The sequence below is a fragment of the Planktophila warneckei (SeqCode) genome, from assembly GCF_965234675.1.
Lineage (GTDB): Bacteria > Actinomycetota > Actinomycetes > Nanopelagicales > Nanopelagicaceae > Planktophila > Planktophila warneckei.
In genome coordinates this window covers 998,719-1,016,605 of sequence record NZ_OZ248350.1, presented here as the reverse complement: position 1 = coordinate 1,016,605, position 17,887 = coordinate 998,719, and the positions used below count along the sequence as shown (strand labels likewise).

General features: G+C 44.8%; 17 protein-coding genes. 13 read left to right on the top strand and 4 right to left on the bottom strand.

Annotated features, from left to right (window positions below):
• Positions 1-109 precede the first annotated feature (109 nt).
• From AC8GFU_RS05280 to AC8GFU_RS05270, 3 genes are read left to right on the top strand one after another with little or no spacing between them, the layout of a single operon-like run.
• Entirely contained in the window at positions 110-748 is a 639-nt protein-coding gene (locus AC8GFU_RS05280; protein ID WP_506626102.1) for a hypothetical protein, read from the top strand.
• A gap of 33 nt (positions 749-781) precedes the next feature.
• Positions 782-1,735 carry a hypothetical protein gene (locus AC8GFU_RS05275; protein WP_506626101.1) on the top strand — a complete coding sequence of 318 codons (954 nt, stop codon included), beginning with the start codon at positions 782-784 and terminating at the stop codon, positions 1,733-1,735.
• Positions 1,736-1,764: 29 nt separating this feature from the next.
• A complete protein-coding gene (locus AC8GFU_RS05270) occupies positions 1,765-3,420 on the top strand; it encodes a hypothetical protein (protein ID WP_506626100.1) in 1,656 nt (551 codons plus the stop codon).
• A gap of 31 nt (positions 3,421-3,451) precedes the next feature.
• On the opposite strand, the gene AC8GFU_RS05265 is transcribed toward AC8GFU_RS05270, so the two are convergent.
• Positions 3,452-5,515, bottom strand: coding sequence for an MMPL family transporter (locus AC8GFU_RS05265; protein ID WP_506626099.1), 2,064 nt, complete (start codon positions 5,513-5,515; stop codon positions 3,452-3,454).
• Positions 5,516-5,568: 53 nt separating this feature from the next.
• Here AC8GFU_RS05265 and AC8GFU_RS05260 point away from each other — a divergent pair, with 53 nt between their 5' ends.
• On the top strand, positions 5,569-6,054 hold the full coding sequence (locus AC8GFU_RS05260) for a GNAT family N-acetyltransferase (RefSeq protein WP_506626098.1): 486 nt from the start codon (positions 5,569-5,571) through the stop codon (positions 6,052-6,054).
• On the opposite strand, the gene AC8GFU_RS05255 is transcribed toward AC8GFU_RS05260, so the two are convergent.
• Both AC8GFU_RS05255 and AC8GFU_RS05250 read right to left on the bottom strand, forming a co-directional pair.
• A complete protein-coding gene (locus AC8GFU_RS05255) occupies positions 6,051-6,740 on the bottom strand; it encodes a winged helix-turn-helix domain-containing protein (RefSeq protein WP_506626097.1) in 690 nt (229 codons plus the stop codon). The two genes, AC8GFU_RS05260 and AC8GFU_RS05255, sit on opposite strands and share 4 nt — an antisense overlap.
• 5 nt (positions 6,741-6,745) lie before the next feature.
• Entirely contained in the window at positions 6,746-7,801 is a 1,056-nt protein-coding gene (locus AC8GFU_RS05250) for a sensor histidine kinase (RefSeq protein WP_506626096.1), read from the bottom strand.
• An 89-nt stretch (positions 7,802-7,890) separates the two neighbouring features.
• Between AC8GFU_RS05250 and phoU the strand changes: the two genes are divergently transcribed.
• The 7 genes from phoU (at position 7,891) to AC8GFU_RS05215 (ending at position 13,412) form a co-directional block, all read left to right on the top strand.
• Entirely contained in the window at positions 7,891-8,541 is a 651-nt protein-coding gene (gene phoU / locus AC8GFU_RS05245; RefSeq protein WP_506626095.1) for a phosphate signaling complex protein PhoU, read from the top strand.
• Positions 8,542-8,546: 5 nt separating this feature from the next.
• Positions 8,547-9,524: a phosphate ABC transporter permease subunit PstC gene (pstC, locus tag AC8GFU_RS05240; protein ID WP_506626094.1), complete on the top strand. Its 978-nt coding sequence runs from the start codon at positions 8,547-8,549 to the stop codon at positions 9,522-9,524.
• Positions 9,521-10,564 carry a phosphate ABC transporter permease PstA gene (gene pstA / locus AC8GFU_RS05235; RefSeq protein WP_506626093.1) on the top strand — a complete coding sequence of 348 codons (1,044 nt, stop codon included), beginning with the start codon at positions 9,521-9,523 and terminating at the stop codon, positions 10,562-10,564. The genes pstC and pstA overlap by 4 nt, the downstream gene beginning before the upstream one ends.
• Positions 10,561-11,433, top strand: coding sequence for a phosphate ABC transporter ATP-binding protein (locus tag AC8GFU_RS05230; protein ID WP_506626092.1), 873 nt, complete (start codon positions 10,561-10,563; stop codon positions 11,431-11,433). Before pstA ends, AC8GFU_RS05230 begins: the two co-directional genes overlap by 4 nt.
• Before the next feature lie 115 nt (positions 11,434-11,548).
• On the top strand, positions 11,549-12,697 hold the full coding sequence (locus tag AC8GFU_RS05225; RefSeq protein WP_506626091.1) for a substrate-binding domain-containing protein: 1,149 nt from the start codon (positions 11,549-11,551) through the stop codon (positions 12,695-12,697).
• A gap of 101 nt (positions 12,698-12,798) precedes the next feature.
• Positions 12,799-12,948 (top strand): hypothetical protein, encoded by a 150-nt coding sequence (locus tag AC8GFU_RS05220; protein WP_506626090.1) that lies wholly within the window; start codon positions 12,799-12,801, stop codon positions 12,946-12,948.
• 2 nt (positions 12,949-12,950) lie between these two features.
• Entirely contained in the window at positions 12,951-13,412 is a 462-nt protein-coding gene (locus AC8GFU_RS05215; RefSeq protein ID WP_506626089.1) for a DinB family protein, read from the top strand.
• Here AC8GFU_RS05215 and AC8GFU_RS05210 read toward each other — a convergent pair.
• The gene (locus tag AC8GFU_RS05210) at positions 13,390-13,965 is read right to left on the bottom strand and encodes a hypothetical protein (protein ID WP_506626088.1); all 576 of its coding nucleotides are present in this window, start codon (positions 13,963-13,965) and stop codon (positions 13,390-13,392) included. The two genes, AC8GFU_RS05215 and AC8GFU_RS05210, sit on opposite strands and share 23 nt — an antisense overlap.
• Positions 13,966-14,076: 111 nt before the next feature.
• Here AC8GFU_RS05210 and AC8GFU_RS05205 point away from each other — a divergent pair, with 111 nt between their 5' ends.
• Together AC8GFU_RS05205 and AC8GFU_RS05200 are read left to right on the top strand one after the other, a co-directional pair.
• Positions 14,077-16,650 (top strand): LuxR C-terminal-related transcriptional regulator, encoded by a 2,574-nt coding sequence (locus AC8GFU_RS05205; protein ID WP_506626087.1) that lies wholly within the window; start codon positions 14,077-14,079, stop codon positions 16,648-16,650.
• Positions 16,651-16,673: 23 nt separating this feature from the next.
• The gene (locus AC8GFU_RS05200; RefSeq protein WP_506626086.1) at positions 16,674-17,885 is read left to right on the top strand and encodes an MFS transporter; all 1,212 of its coding nucleotides are present in this window, start codon (positions 16,674-16,676) and stop codon (positions 17,883-17,885) included.
• Positions 17,886-17,887 lie beyond the last annotated feature (2 nt).

Sequence of the window (17,887 nt, the reverse complement as noted above, 5' to 3'; positions counted from 1 at the left end):
AATACTGCGTGAAGGGGTAGCCCTCGCAATAACTCTTTATTAACTTTTCATAAGTGACAGTCTTTCTCTCGTAAGAACAGCAAAACTCAGGGAGAGATGGGAGTTCACAATGAAAAGAATTTACTCAAGAAAAGCAAAGGCGCTTGTTCTTTTTACAGCAGTAGCTTTCTTGTTTGCAAACGGTGCAACTGCAAATGCGGCAAGTAAAACAATCACTTGCTATAAAGGCACAACAGTAAAGAAGGTAACTGCAGCTTCACCAAAGTGCCCAACCGGTTATTCAACAACAAAGCCAAAGGTAACAACTGCACCAGCAACTGGCGGAACTGTTGCATTTTCAGGTAACTACAAGGGAAGCCTCAACATTGTTTGGGGCGATACATTCCTTCAAGTTACATCTGCAACAGCTAAGGGAACTGGAAACGTTCTAGGACTTACAGATATGACAGGTTCTGGATCTGCCGCACCTGCTGGTTTATGTGATGGCTTCGATGCAAAGGGTTCTATCGGCGGTGGCGGAAACACCATCAACGTAACTTTTGATACTTCATCAAAGGGTTGCGCTGAGGATGAGTCAGCTCCAACAACTATCAAAATCACCGGAAGCGCAACTATTACAAGTGGCACCGGAAAGTACGCAGGAGCAACAGGCAATCTCAAGGTATCTGGTGTTTTCAGTGTTAAGGGTGGAGCGAAAGAAACTGCGGCATTCACTATGGATGTCAGCGGAAATATCAAGACCAAATAATTTAAGTCCCGTACTCGAATTAAGGAGAAATAAATGAAAAAGGTAATCTCAGGAATCGCAGTAGCGGTTCTAGCACTTACCGGTGCTGTATCAACTGGCGGTCAAGCTCTTGCTGCGCCAGCTGCTTCAACATTGGTTATGTCAGGCGGTAACGGTGTATTCGATCTAGGACCTATCGTTATCAACGGAACAGCAAGCTCTGCAGGAACAGTTGCATTCTCCGTTAACGGCAAGGTCGTTACAGGGTGCGAAGCTGTTCCAACCACGACAGTTACTCCCTTCGTTGCTAAGTGCTCATGGATCCCAGCTGCGTCAGGTGCAACAGCGATTACCGGTTCATTTACTCCAACAGATGCAGCAAGCTTTGCACCTGTAACTTCAGGAACTCTTAATGTGAAAATTGGTCTTCCAGTTCAGGGTGTTATCTCACCAATTCACATGTATGTAGACACAGTTTTGGCAACAGGTTCAACTGGCGCACTTGCACCACGTTTCAATGGCTGCGCAATCATGAACGAGTTCATGGTTGGTCAGACAATCGTTTTCCGTGTTTACGCAAATAACTCTGATCAGGGTGGAGCCGTAATGGATTCATCTAATACAGCAAAGGCTTACATTGAGATTGCCGGAGTTAAAGATCCAATCCAGATGGCATATGGAAACCACAGCGGAGTCGCATTCTGGACAGCGGTTTTGAAGACTGGTGCAGCACCTTTGTACAGCACAATCGGTGTCATTAACTTCAAGATCACAATGGTCGCAAAGGATTCTTCAACTATGAAGGTTCTTTCAACAAAGCTTGTTCCACGTATGGAAAATGGAAAGCGTGTTCTTAACGCCTCAGGCGCAACAGTTTATGACCGCGTGAGCTACTACCGCACAGTTAAGTTGGATATTCCACTTAAGGGTGCAACAGGAACTTGGTCTTCAAACTTCACTGCAACATCTCAGTTGAGTTTGTTTGCTGCACCAGTACCAACCAAGTAATTCAGATTTTCTAGCGAACGGAGAGAGAAATGCGCAAAAGCTTCAAAGCGGCAAGAGTAGGAGCGGTTATCGTCCTAGCGATGGGATTTATCGCTCCTGCTCATGCAGCAGATAATCCAGTCAAGTTAGTTGCACCAAAAGAAATTAATGTTCCAGCACTACCTTTTACGGGCTTAACAGCACCAGCATTCACAACGCCATCAAATATGGTCAATCTTGAGGTAACACCAACACAGGTTGTGCTTGGACAAGATTTAACCATCACAGGTAAGGGTTTACCTGGAAATACTCCAGTGACTCTTACTTGGTCAACAAGTGATGCAACTTGGGTGACAGATGTTCAACCAAACACTGTTAATTACATGGGTACTTCATATACAAAGTACAACGTGGTAATCACAACGTTATCGACTGATGCGCTTGGCGGATTCGTTTATAAGACCAAGGTGCCTTCTGATTTTGGTGGCGTGCATGACATCTATGCTGTCAATAATGGCGTTGCATTAGCTCACGGTGGTTTGCAAGTTGCTAGAACTCTGACAATTTCGCCTAAGAGTGGACCAATCGGAACACCTGTAACTATTACTTACACAGGCCTTGGACCATCACTATATGCAGCAGGATCTGCTGTTTATTACGATGGTAAGTACACCGGCTCAATGCAAGCTCGCTGGACTCGTGGAACTGCAACAACCACAATCCTTGCTACAGGCCCTGTTGGAAATCACTACATTCAGACAAATGAAGCGATTAGCTTCTCTTATCTGAATGCAATGCAATCTCCGGTTCCATTTGCAAACAGCGAAATGGGTACCTTTAAAGTTACAAAGGATCCAGGAATATTCAAGCCTTATCTGATTTATCCAAAGTTAATGACACCCACAGTTTCACAGCGCACAACATTGGCTGATGTAGGCCTAGATCCTGCAACAAAGGCTGTCATGACATTGTCACCTGACCGCGGAATTGTCGGAAGTAAGACAACAATCAAGGTTTCAGGAATTCCTACAAAGGGTGTTCACACAATCGTATGGTCAACCGTTACAGGTAACCGTGTTAACTGCACAACTGGAACATGCTGGGTATACAACCCGCTTCCATTAGGAACAGTTGATGTAACCGATGGAACTGTTAACAAGGAAGTCACAATTCCGGATCACCTTGGCGGATATCACGTTATCCAAATCAAACAGGGCGATGTTATTGAGGCTCAGCAAGTCTTTTATGTTAAAGAGAGCATTCAGCCGTTACTTGATGCAAAGGGCAAAGTTGTCACAATGGGTGTTGCAAAGGCTGATCTATCTGGTTCAGCAGATGCATTTGCTCGTGGTGGACAAGGAACACCTACCTATACATTCAAAGAGGGCGAAGAGTTCACTCTTAGCTTGAAGGGTGTTGGTTGGACTCAGATGGACAACACATTGGCTGTTGCATATGACAATAGCTATGTTGGTTACGGATGTGGATTTAATTCAAATGGATATCTAGTTGTTCACTTGAAGGCTATGGGAGGCGTTGGAACACACATCATTTCAATGCGACCATTGCTATACACACAGCAACCATCATTTGCGAATACTCCATATGGAATGGTGCCAATTCTTACTTCGGAAAATGATCTTCCAGGTCTTGCACTTGGATATCAAATTCCTACCGTTTACTTCGCAATCAGAATCGTTAAGTAAACCGTTTCGGGACCAAGACCCCGTTTGGCACTTAGGTGTTAGACGGGGTTTTTCCTTGCCCAGGCAGCCACCAATTCCACTTACCCAGTAACACCATTGCACTTGGCAACAGCAATCCGCGAATTACAGTGGCATCAATCAATACACCTGCAGCCAATCCAACGCCAAGTTGCTGCAGACCCGCAAAGTGACCGGTAATCAAACCGGTTAAAGCGGTTATGAAAATAAGTGCTGCAGCGGTAACGACTGTTCCGGAGCTTCGCATTCCTTCTCGAATTGAATCCTCGTTGCTTGCACCACGATCCCAAGCTTCTCGCATACGAGAAACAATAAAGATCTCGTAATCCATGGAAAGTCCGAATAAGACCGCAAATAGCAACACAAGCACCCAGGCCTCAAGCTGTTCTAGTTGATAGGTGCCAATTCCAAATTTAAACACCAGAACAAGCACGGCGAAGGAAACTGCGATAGATATTAAATCAAGAATGATCGCCTTTATGGCTAAGACAACTGATCGGAAGGTTCGTAACAAAATCAGGAAAGTAATCAGTAAAATTATGGTGATTATCAGCGGAAGCGAATCTGAAATCGCATCAAGTAAATCAATACCTTGCGCAGGGGCACCGCCCAGATAGAACTTTGTCCCTGTAGGAAAACCAGCTTCGGGGATGTACTTGTTTCTTAGTTCTGAAACAAGTCCTCTGGTTTCACTTGAACCAAGATCATGGTTGCCAAAAACGTAGATGCGTAAGTAGCGTCCTGTGGGATCCACGTATGGCCACTTCTCGCCATTAGCGACCGTGAAAACCTCTTTGTCGGCAGCGATTCTCTTCACAAACTCAAATCGAACTGCATCTAATTGTTGTGCGGTTGTATTTGGTCCAAGATCGACAACAATTTCTGAAGGAGTTATTACACCGATGCCGACCTTAGATGTCACTGTATTTAGCGCCTGTGCAGACTCAAGATGCTCAGGGATAGCGCTTAAAGAGCTTGGTGTTACCTGAAACCACATCAACGCCGACATCAGTAGCGTCACGACGGTTAGTGATGATGCAAGCACTGCACGAGGTCGCTTTATTGCCACTTCAATTAGACGATCAAATGAAAGGTTAAGAAAACCTTTGAACTTGGCATTACTTGTCTTTGCTAATGTCAGTAACAGAATAGGTTGAAGTGTTACTGCAGCGGCTATTGAAACTAAAGGCAGGATTAAACAGGCAAGTCCCAAGGATTTAACAAAGGGGACAGGCACTAACAGTAATGTTGATAGCCCTAATGCAACTGTTGCCCCTGAAATGATTGCTGTTCGGCCCGCTGTTTTCATCGTTTCGGCTAATGGGTCATTGCTAACTCCAATTTCTCGGCGATAACGATTAACCATCAAAAGTGAGTAATCAATCGCAAGTCCCAAGCCAACTAATTCAACAATACTTGGGACATATAAAACCATCAAGAAATGTTTAGCCAGCAAATAGATGATTCCCAAGGTTGATGAGATCGTTACTAAACCAAAAAGGAGAGGAATTAAAACCGCCCAGGTAAAGCCCAATGTAGCTACGAGAAGTAATGTTGCTAGTACAACTGCAATTACTTGGCCTCGGTGCAAGTCGCTCGAAAGGATTGGCACAACGTCGCTTTCAATTGCTGGGGGACCGCTGACTAATGCACCCTCTAGCCCTTGAGTTAGTAACGCCGAGCGAAAGGCTTTCGTGAACTCGGCAGCCTTTTTAAGATCAAATGGGGTTCCGATGTTTGCGTACAGAGTCCCTGCAAAGGCTTTTTCTTGAGTAATTTCTGAACCCGGGATTACCGCAGCAGCTTCACGAACTGCAATTTTAAAACCTTCGATTTCAGCCGTTGATGCCTGCTTGTACTTATACATAACGGTGAATGTGCCTTCAGTATTTTCCTTGAACTTCTCATTCAAGATTTCATTGGCAGTTGCAGATGAACTTCCGGGCACAACAAGTGAGGTGGTCAGAAATTGATCTAGATTAGATGCTCCGAATAGACCAAAAGCGGTGAGTGCAATCCAAATGGCCAGAACAAGTGAACGAGCCTTTACAGCTGCTTGTGACCACTTGATCAACATTGCTTCATTCTAATCTTTATGACAGTTCATTGTGTAGATGGCATAATTAGGGCATGGGTCACGATGTAATCGTCGAAATTGTTGATGTCGATCAGTGGGCTCGAATACGCGATATTCGTTTGCGCTCTTTGAAAGAAAACCCTGAAGCATTTGGTGGAACATTCGAAAAGGAAAGTGCTGAGGATGAAGCTGCTTGGCGTGAAAAGTTCATCAAAAATGAGTTCTTAGTTGCATCTGTCGATGGAGCTGATGCAGCAATTATGTACATTGAAGTTCTAGATGGTGATTTTGGAGCGACCTGTTGGATAGGCGGATGTTGGAGCGATCCTGCCTTTCGCGGCAAAGGTCTATTTTCAGCGATGATGCGATTTGTAGATTCGCAACAGCGAGGTTGGGAAGTCCAGGGTTTAGGCGTTTGGACAGATAACTTCAGTGCTATCGCTGCGTATGAAAAGTTAGGTTTTGTAAAGATGGGCGAAGACACACCAAGTTCTCGCCAACCAGGAAAGTTTTACCAGCGAATGATTCGAAAGAGTTAGATGTTTTCTAACTTATAACCAAGCCCGCGAATGGTTTGAATCAAAACCGGGTTTGCTGGGTCTGCTTCAATCTTTGCACGCAAGCGCTTAATGTGAACATCTAATGTCTTTGTATCGCCGTAGTAATCGCCACCCCATACGCGATCAATTAATTGCGAACGAGTTAGAACTCTGCCTGAATTACGCATTAAGAATTCGAGGAGTTCAAACTCTTTAAGTGGAAGCGAAACTGGAACACCTTTAACTGAAACCTGGTGCTTTCCGATGTTTAGTCGGACGGGTCCAACTTCCATTAAATCCTGTTCTTGAACAGAACCATCTTCTGGAACACCTCGGCGGAGCACCGCCTTAATTCTTGCAATGAGTTCACGTGATGAGTATGGCTTTGTCACATAATCATCTGCACCAAGTTCTAGCCCTACAACTTTGTCTATTTCGGCATCTTTAGCGGTCAACATAATGATCGGAACATTTGAAGTAGTTCGGATTGTTCGACAGACCTCAACACCTGATACTTCAGGAATCATGAGATCAAGCAGGATTAAATCAGCACCCTCTTTTGCAAAAATATCTAGCGCTTGTCGTCCATCTTCTGCGACAACGGTTTCAAACCCTTCTTTGCCTAGCAAGAAAGCTAATGCTTCAGAAAAAGATGACTCATCCTCAACAATTAGAATCTTCGACATTACTTTTATTCCTCATTTTCTTCGTAAATTGGTAATAGCAAAGAGAAAGTACTTCCAACATTTGGTGCGCTCCACACAGAAACATCTCCTCCATGCTTGGCAGCTACGTGCTTCACGATTGATAAACCAAGCCCGGTTCCTCCTGTTTGACGTGAGCGAGCTGGATCGACGCGATAGAAACGTTCGAAAATACGATCAATCTCAGAATCGGGAATACCAATTCCTTGGTCAGTTACTGAAACATCAACGATGCCATCGTGATTTTTGCAAGTGATAGAAACCTTGGTTCCTTCAGGCGAATAATTGATCGCGTTTTCAAGCAAGTTATGAACCGCCATAATTAATTGATCCCGATCACCAAGTACTTGTGAAACCGATTTGTCATTGTATGCAACTTCAATTCTACGATTTTCAGCATTAATTCGACACTCATCTATTGCTTCTCGAATTACATATTCAATACTCACGGCGTCAGCAACTTGCAAAGGATCTGAATCCTGCAGGCGAGACAAGTTGATAATTTCTTGCACCAAGTCAGTTAAGCGTTTTGCCTCAGATTGCATTCGTAAGGCGAACTTTTCAACTGAAGCAGGATCATCTTTTGCACCAAGGACCGCTTCGCTCAGTAGCGATAGCGCACCAATTGGTGTTTTCAACTCATGCGAAACATTAGCTACGAAATCTCTACGAACATCATGAATTCTTTGCGCTTCGCTTTCATCGCTCATGTGGATCAAAACTAAATTGTCCTTAACCAGGGGCATCACATTTACGGTTAACTCGTGCTTGCCTTCGCCGATGGGTCCACGTGGGATTTCAATCTGTCCGACCTGCTTTGAGTGGGTTCTGCGAACAACTCTAACGGTGGCCATAAGTTCAGGGCTTTGGATCTTGCCATCTCGCAAGACGCCAAGCCGCTCGATCCCTTCAGTGGCAAATACTGGGACCTCACCTGGAGCCAAAATAAGTGAATCCCCATCGAGCTCTTCCAGGGTTTCAAGCAGGATTTTGGGCAAAATTGAAGCCTCTAACCCGGGTGAATCCTTGCGGAAGAGCTTCATGAAGGAACTGTATAACGCTATCTAGGCAGTTTACCTTGCGTTCACCTAAGCGTCAGAATCTATTCATGACCGCGCCCTAGGTTTCCAGCATGGCTCTTATTAGATCAGTTTTCCAGGATGAACTCGACGGCGTATCTCAGTCACTAGTTGACCTCAGCAACATGGTTGCTGAATCAATTGCAAAGGCGACTAAGTCAATCTTAACAAGTGACTTGAAGCTCGCAGAAGATGTCATCGCCAGCGATGATGCAATTGATGATTTTCAACATGATCTTGATGCACGCATCATCGACATCATTGCGCGTCAGCAACCCGTTGCTAGTGACTTACGTGCGTTGGTAACTGCTCTGCGCATGAGCGCCGATCTAGAGCGTATGGGAGACATGTCCCATCACGTTGCCAAAATTACACGTCTTCGTCACCCAAACTCTGCTATCCCTTCAGAATTGACTCATATCTTTCAAGACATGGGTACAGCAGCAGAAAAGATTGCACGTAAGACTGGTTCAGTTATCGGCTCACGCGATACAGATGTTGCGCTAGAGGTTGAACGCGATGATGATGAAATGGATTCTCTGCACCGCGAATTAATTGGCTCACTCATTGCTCCGCAGTGGGCACATGGAGTTGAAACTGCAATCGACCTTACTTTGCTCGGCCGCTACTACGAGCGTTATGCAGACCATGCTGTCTCTGTATCTCGTCGCGTGTACTTCCTTGTAACAGGAAAGTTTGCGTAAGTAAATTGTCAACTGTGGCGACACCAACTCCACGCGAGATCTCAACTGAGCCTCGTAGATCTGACAAAGTCTTCAGATCAGTAGTAACAGCTGGCGGTTTATCCTCACTTGTTATTTTAGGTTTAATTGCTTTATTCCTTGGGTATCGCGGATTTGAAGTTCTGCGCCAAGAAGGAATTGGATTTATAACGCATGCAGATTGGTCAATCACAACCGACGATGCAGGCAATGTAACTGAAAGCCACTTTGGACTTTCTGCAATGCTTGTCGGAACAATCATGTGTGCATTGGTTGCAGTAGTCATCGCACTGCCGATATCGGTTTTTTCAGCGTTATTCCTTAACTTTTACGCACCAGGTTGGCTCAAGAAGTTTTTAGTTGCAATCATCGACATGATGGCCGCTTTCCCTTCAATCTTGTTTGGTATCTGGGGCTTCTTAGTTTTAATGCCAAGTGTTGAATATTGGGCGAAGTTGATTCACCGCTACTTGGGGTGGATACCTTTATTTGATTTACAGGTTCCTGTTTATACACGTTCACCTTTTGTCGCTGGTGTGGTTCTTGCAATCATGATTATTCCAATCATCACATCTGTTTCACGTGAAGTATTTTCACAAGCACCACTTGATCGAATTCAGGCAGCGTATGCACTTGGTGCAACTCGCTGGGCAATGATCAAGGCGGTAGTTATTCCTCATGGACGCAGTGGTGTAATTGGTGGAGCGATGCTTGGTTTAGGGCGTGCAATGGGAGAAACGGTTGCTGTATTCACCGTTCTGAACATTGTTTTCCAGATCAACTGGCATGTGCTGCTAGGTGCCGGTGGCAACGTTGCCTCGCTGATTATTTTGAAGTTCGGCGATGCAAGCCCATATGAAATTAAAGCGTTGATGGCCGCAGGCTTGGTTCTGTTCTTATTAACACTTGTTGTAAATGCGGGAGCAAATGCAATCGTAAAGCGCACAGGAAAGTCGGGACGATGAGTACAACTGTGCAACCTACAAAGCCTTGGAAGGCTTCAACTCAGGATCGCTTAATTGATTTTTCAATCTTTGCTGGATCCTTGCTGGCTTCTTACCTAATTGTAGAAGTAACGCCAATGAAGGGAAAGCTTGCACTTTTTGCTGTGTTCTTCCTGGTCTACATGTTTTTAACGGCGGCTCTTAAGGGGTTGCAGCGAGGAAATGCTGCAGCAAAGGATGCACTTGTAAATTCCTTAGTAGCAATTGGTGCAATCGTTACCGTTATCCCAATCGGAAGTATCTTATTTACAGTGCTGCAAAAGGGTTTGCCGGGTATTAAGCCAAGCATTTTCACTCACGATATGTCTATGGCCACACCAACGGATCCGCTTACTAATGGCGGCCTGTTGCACGCAATTACCGGAACATTGACTTTAGTTGCACTAGCACTCGTCATGAGTGTTCCTATTGGAATTTTGACCGCTTTGTACTTAACTGAGATCAAAGGACGTTTTATTGGTCCTATTCGATTCTTGGTCCAAGCGATGAGCGGCGTGCCTTCAATTGTTGCAGGACTATTTATCTTGTCTGCGATTTTGTACCCAATTACAAAGTCATACTCAGGATTTATGGGTGCACTTGCCTTAACTATTTTGATGATTCCAACGATTGCACGAACTTCAGAAGAAGTTTTGAATCTAATCCCAAATGATCTTCGCGAAGCTGGTGTCGCACTTGGTGGAACTCAGTGGCGCACAGTTGCCATGATTGTTTTGCCAGCAGCAAAGAGTGGATTGATCACAGCGGTAATTCTTGGTGTTGCTCGCATCGCCGGAGAAACCGCTCCAATCCTTTTGCTTACTGGTGGTGGCGACAGAGTAAATCCAAATGCATTCAATGGCCCAATGGGTTCATTGCCTTATTACATCTGGAAATCATTTAATGCTGGATCTCCTGAAGCGATCACTCGGGCTTGGGCAGGTCTATTAGTTCTAGTTGGGCTTGTATTAATTCTTTTCACTTCAGCACGTTATCTAGGATCAAGAAAAGGTGCGAAATGAGTAACACACCAGAAAGCGAGAACACAATGGAGACAGCTGTTCGTCCAAGTTCATTGGCGGATGTAGCAAGTTCGCACACCAAGGTTCCTGGAACACGGGCCCTTGGTACAGGTCTTGAGACACGCGGTGTACACGCATGGTTTGGAAAGCACCATGCCTTAGCTGACATCAACTTAGATTTCGCCGCAGGAACAGTTACCGCACTGATTGGTCCATCAGGATGCGGTAAATCAACATTTATTCGCACAATCAACCGAATGCACGAGTTCATTCCCGGTGCTGCGATGGCCGGCGAAGTCCTTCTTGATGGAAAAGATGTGTATGCACCGGGCACAGATGTAACAAAGATTCGCTTACAAATCGGAATGGTTTTCCAAAAGCCAAACCCATTTCCTTCGATGTCAATCGGCGAAAATGTTTTGTCAGGATTAAAGCTTGCACAGCTCAAGGTTGATAACAAAGATGATTTGTTAGAAGAGTGCCTAGAGCGCGCAGGTCTATGGAATGAAGTGAAGGATCGCCTTGGTGCACATGGTGGTTCGCTATCTGGTGGTCAGCAGCAGCGTCTTTGTATTGCTCGCGCTCTTGCGGTTCGCCCACAAGTTCTGCTGATGGATGAACCATGTTCAGCTCTAGATCCAGGTTCAACCTTGCGTATTGAAGAAACAATCCGTCACCTGTCAGACACAATGACAATCGTCATCGTTACCCACAATATGCAGCAGGCAGCTCGCGTCTCTGATTACACCGCCTTCTTCCTATCTGATGGGGGCCCTGGCCAGATGATCGAATGCGCACCTACGAGCGACATCTTTTCTCGCCCTCAGGATCAGCGCACCGAAAACTATGTGACAGGTCGTTTCGGCTAAATCGTTTACTTACTGTTCACCTAAAAGTCGAAGAGCGTTCGGATTCCGAGCGCTCTTCGTTCACTTTAGATCCATAGGTTTACCCCGTAGTTCAAACATCTATGAGGGGAAGTACATGAGAATTTCAAAGCTCGCGAAAGTTGCAGCACTTGCACTCGCGTTCGGTTTGGTAGCAGGAACTCCAGCATATGCAGTAGATCTTCAAGGTTCAGGCGCATCTTTCCCAGCGCTATTAATCGAAGGTTGCAAAGCTGGTTTCGCATCAAACACATCACACACATATGTTTATGCTTCATCATCATCAGGTACAGGACAGGCAAACTCAGACAAGTCAATTGGTGACTTCTGGATGTCAGATGGTGCTTACACAGCTTCAACAAAGCGCGCATCACTAATTCACGTGCCACTAGTTGCAGCACCAATCGCAATTCTTCACAACTTGCCTTCAAAGACAACACTTCAGCTTTCAGCTTCAACAATCGCTGGAATCTTTGGCGGCACAATCACACGTTGGAACGATCCAGCGATCGTTGCTGATAACAACCGTTCAACAACAAAGACAATTTACAAGCTAGACAAGAACGGCAACCCAGCAAAGGACAAGAAGGGCAACCCTGTTGTTCTACGTACCCAGGTTGTTTCTGGTCACTACACATTGCCTAACCAGCCAATCAAGGTTGTGTACCGTTCAGATTCATCTGGTACATCAGAAAACTTCACAAACTACTTGAACAAGTCAGCTGGTTCAGTATGGACAAAGGCAAAGAACAAGGTATTCAAGGATTCATTCCCTGGAAACATCAATGATGTTGCAAACCTTGGTCGCGTAGTTGGCGCTGCATCTTCAACAGGTGTTGCACAGCTTGCTGGTAAGACTGCATACTCAATCACATACGCTGAAGTTAACTACGCAGCTGCAAACAATCTTAAGATTGCAAATGTTATTAACCCAGCTGGTTCATCAGTTGCACCAGATTCAACTGGTGTTGGTGCATTCCTTGCATCAGCAACTCAGGATGCAAATGGATTCCTTACTTATGATTACGCAACTAAGGAAAAGGGCGCTTACCCACTGGGTATCGTTTCTTACCTACTTGCAGATACAAAGTACCCAGATGCTGCTAAGGCAAAGGCTGTAAAAGAGTTCGCAAATTACATCTTGAGCACAAAGTGCTCAAAGGATGTTGGTGGAGCTCTTGGATTCTCAGTAATCGATGGCGAGCTTCTTAAGAAGTCACTCGCTCAGGTTGCGAAGATCGGCTAAATATTCTTTAACGAGGGTATAGAACGGCGGTTAGGGAAACCTAGCCGCCGTTCTTTTTCTATCTCCGGGCACTAGACTAAAGGAAATAGAAAGAGGCTCTCATGCAGATTAATCTAGATAAGACAGCAACGGCACTACTTGCAGTTATTGCTGGCCTTTTAGTCATCATCGTCGTCCTACTTGTAGACAAGGTTGAAGATGATGGGCACATGATTGAACCTCACGGGCAACACAGCGTTCAAGGACGATAGCAATGAGTATTCAAGAATTAGCAGCAGCTTATGAAGCAGCAACACAAGAGTTTTTAGCAATTGCTACCTCTGTTCCTGAAGCAAAGTTAGATGTACATGCGGGGGAGGATTGGAGTTCTCGCCAGGTGATTCACCATTGCGCCGATAGCGAGGCACAGTCATATGCGCGTCTTCGCAGATTAGTTGCAGAGCCTAACCCGGTAATTCAGGGCTATGACGAGGCAATGTGGGCAAAGAATCAAACCCTTGGTTATACAACTCTTCCTGTTGCAAATTCGATCGCAGTATTTACCGCTGTTCGCGCGGCGTCGCTGGACATTATTAAGCGACTAACACCAGATCAATTAGAACTCAAAGGTACACACACTGAAGCGGGCGAGTATTCACTGAAGCGTTGGATTGAAACCTACACACGTCACGGAAATGATCACGCAGAGCAAATCAAGAAGAACTTGGCTTTGTAGGTAAAAATCTCTTCCAATCAATTCGAGTTAGTAAAATAACTGAAGCGATCATTACCAGCTGGAAAAGTATCGCCCAAATCGAAGTGAACTCTTTTGTTATAAGTTCACCAATCCCATGGGCTTTTAGCTCGCTCGCACCAAATACATAAAAGTTGTAGGTCACGATTCTGCCTGAAAAGAAAGCTACTGTTAAAGGCAACAAACGCACACCCATTAATCCAGCCGCTTCAAAAAGTTGCGCAGATGGCAGCGGGGACAAAACAAACATTCCGATCGTGAACAATTTTCGTGATGTATTTTTTGTAAGCAAAGTTTGTGCAGCCTCTAGATTTGCCAGAGATTTCTTGCTTATTCGATTTCTAAATAATCCCGTTGCTCGGGCTAGTAAATAACGTCCAGTTCCTGCAAAAACCGCCCCTACTGCAACGATCACAATTGGGTGCAGGTCGGTGTTCAAACTAAACAAAACAAGGACAGCCCACGTAGGTGGGGCGAATGCAGGCATGAGATTAAAAAGCAGGACAACTGCAGCTAATGCAGCAATATCGATCATGATGGGATCACGATGGACAGATTAGCCCCGTAATTAAATAACCTGCACATCTCACCCTATTAGGGGTGAGATGTTCTTGATTAAGCGCAGGTGAGCCATCACCCTGTACACATGAAGAGAGGCGTAATCCCTGGGGTGAATCTAGCCCGCACCCTAGCTCCGGTTGTGCCCGCCAACTTCCTTTCGCGCAAACACCTGTTCCACCTCTTCGAAACCAATGTTCCTGGCGCAACGATCATCGCCGCCCCTGCCGGGTACGGAAAAACAATGTTGACCGCTGAGTGGGCAAAGGCGCAGACCCGTCCAACAATTTGGTTCTCAGTTGATTCACACGATTCACCTCAGATGTTCTTCGCGCACATTGTCCAAGCGGTTCGGAATGCGTTACCAACATTTGGTTCGAGTTTTGAGAGCGAAAGATTTTTATCTCCCGACAGTTACATCAAATATTTAGTTCAAGAGGCTAGCGATGTTAATGAAGAGTTCAATTTTGTAATTGATAACGGTCCAAGTGACGCCGAAGAGGTTTCTCCTTTTGCTCAAGCATTAATTGATCACCTTCCAAATAATGTTCACGTAATAATTGTGCGACGAGTTACCCCTGCAACTTCGCTGGCCCGTTATGCAAGCCAGGGCAACCTCAGCCTTATCACTAGTCAAGATTTGAAGTTTTCAACAGAAGAAGTGGCGGTTATTTGCGAACTCAATCAAATTGATCCTGATGATTCAAAGTACGCAAAGTATCTTCAAAAGTGCAATGGTTGGCCAGCCGCAGTGCAAATGATGGCAAGAAATATCTCACGAGGTGTCATTGATAGTGGTTTCAAATTAACTGAATCAACTAACCCGCTTGGAATTCTTGCCCTAGAATCATTTAACTCCTTAAATGAAGAGAACAGATTTAAGATTCTGAAGTTGGGTATTGTTGAAGAGTTTAATTTAGAAGTTGCATCGATAATTTTGGGTGAGGATTTCACTGAAACCTACATAAATAAGTTAGCAACTGACGGCATGTTTATCTCAGTCTCTTCAGGTATTAAACGAAAGTACTCCTTCAACCCAATTATTTTCGATGTAATTCAAGAGCTCCGCAAAAAGAACGTATCAAGTGATATTGAGATTCACGACAAACTTGCCGAATATTTCAAATCAATCGGAGCCCCAATTCAAGCTCTAGAACATGTATTCCAATCAGGCAACCGAGCAGAAATAAGTGAAATCCTCCGAATATCTATTCGAGATATGGCTGCTATCGGCCGTGGAGATCAAATCATTCGCTGGGCTCAATACGGCGCTGATGACTCTCCTGTAGGCGATTTAATGAAGAGGACAATTCAAGTTGTTGGGCACTTGGTCAACCTCGATTTCGAAAAAGTTGAGAGCATGGCTTCAGAACTGAACTACATATCATCCCAGGATCCTCAGTTGGAGTTTCTATCGCAGCTCACGGCAATGGTGATGGCACATGTCTACTTCGCTCGCGGAGACTTTGACCGTTCATTAGAGATGATTAAAAAAGCGTTGGAAAAAGATTATGGAATTGCCGGAATAGAAAATGTGGACAAGATTGCATTGCTGCGCCTGCAAGCTGATATTGCATACATTTATGATGATGGTGAAACAGTCGCATCGTGCTTGCTTAAAGCAAAAGAACTTCAGGATGGACAAAACACCGTAATCACTGGGTATCACATTGGTTGCATCACTGCGCTATCGCTGTGGAGTCAGGGTCGATTCTTTGAAGCGGCAGAGTTTGCAACTATTGCGATTTCACAAGCCGAAAACAATTTCTATTCTGGCATCGCAGCTCCTTTTGATGCGATGTTAGTGCTATCGCGCTGCGAACTTGAGCTTTCCCAGTTAAATAAATCGATTCAGACCTCAAGTGCGTTGGCTCGTAAGGCTGAATCTGCAGCAATGTGGCCTTGGTACTTCGTATCAAGGGGGACTCGTTCGAGAATTCAAATTACACAAGGATTCATCACGCAGATTGCTGATGTAATTTCTGAAGAGCGTTCAAAGTTAAAAGATTTACCAACGCCAAATCAACTAGGTTGGATTATAGATGTCACGGATGTCTTTTTGCGGTTTGTATTGAATGACTGGAAGCGTGCCGAAGAGCTATTGAAGCGGATGCCTAAAATTGAAATGGTTCGGCAAATTGACATGAATGTGAAGTTTCAGGCAGATCCAAAGCGCATTCACGCTTTAGTCGCACAAATGCCTGAATCAAACCCTCGTGAGCGCGTAAATAAAGTTCTCTATCAAGCAACGATAAATATTGATCAGGAGAATGTTGCGCTCAAGTACCTACAAACCGCCCTGGATTTAGGGGCTGAAGTTGGTTTTCACGAGTACTTCGTTCGGCAAAACAAGTTATACCCATTAATGGTTAAGGCTGCTGCAGCCAAGCCAACTATTTTCTTGGAGAGCGTGGTGCATGAAATGTCCGAAAGAATTCAAAGTTCAAACTCAGACACTGGCGCACTTGATGAGAAGCTTACAAATCGAGAGCTAGAAATCCTTAAGCATCTAACGACAGGTAACCCGATTAGTGCAATCGCAAAACAACTTCACATTTCACAAAACACCATGAAGACACATCTACGAAATGTTTACCGCAAGCTCGAAGTTGATGGGCGCCATACCGCAGTAGAAAAGGCCAAGAAGCTTCTTCTTATTTAACCTATTCCGATAGGGTTTTGCATATGGGTCCAGCATTTAATCGCATGTGGGCAGGAAGCATTCTGTCCAACCTCGCAGATGGCGTTTTGATCGCTGCCGCTCCTTTGCTCGCAATTTCTCTTACGGATAGCACTGTCCTCATTTCGCTCATCGGTGCGATGGTCATGTTGCCTTGGTTGCTTTTTGCAATCCCAATTGGGGTAGTTGTCGACCGAATCGATCGACGTTTCATACTGGCTGGGGCTAATGCAATACGAAGCCTTGTTGTAGGCGCTCTCTCATTAGGTATCGCCACCGACAAAGTAAATATCTTTTGGCTTCTCATGACCGCGTTTGTATTGGGAACATGTGAGGTTGCTTCAGATACAACGGCGCAATCATTGATTCCTCAAATTCTTCCAAAGGAAAAGTTTGAGAAAGGCAATTCACGATTACAGATTTCTGAAGTAGTTGTGCAAGGTTTTATTGGGGCACCACTTAGTGGTTTTCTATATGCAATCGCTATTTATTTGCCGTTTTTCATTAATAGCCTTGGGTACGCATTTGCAACTTTCTTCGCACTCTCAATTCCAATTAAGTATTTGCAGGATGTTAGAAAAGAAGAGGGGGCACCGGAAAAGAAGAGCTTTGTAGCAGACATGAAGTTCGGAATTCGTTACTTGTATGAACATAAAATATTGCGACGCCTAGTGGTGACTACCTCTGTGATTGGAGTTTGTTACTCCATGGGCACAGCAACCATGGTGCTCTTTGTTATTAATGAATTGGAGCTTCCCAAGAAACTATTTGGCGTCGTTCTCACAATTCAAGGGGTCGGAGCAATTTTGGGTGGAATTGCCGCCCCTAAATTATCTAAGAAGTTTGGTCGAACCCCGATTATGACCTTTGGAATCGTTGCTAGTTCATTAGTCCTTTTGGGTCAAGGTTTAGCTCCGAATATTTATATCTTTGTTGCTCTGGCTACCTTTGGTTCCTTCACGATTTCGCAATGGAACATTTTGTTAATGGCGACTTATCAAACAGTCATTCCAAATGAACTTTATGGACGCATTCACGGAACTCGAAGAACAATTGTTTGGGGCATGATGCCTTTTGGCTCACTCATTGGCGGAGTTCTTGCGCATTACAGTCTGCGCTTACCTATGTATGTCGGTGGAGTGGTAGCAACAGTGATTGCTGGGCTGTCAGTTGGATTCTTACTGCGTATTGGCGACCAAGCAGAAGTTACAAAGTAAAG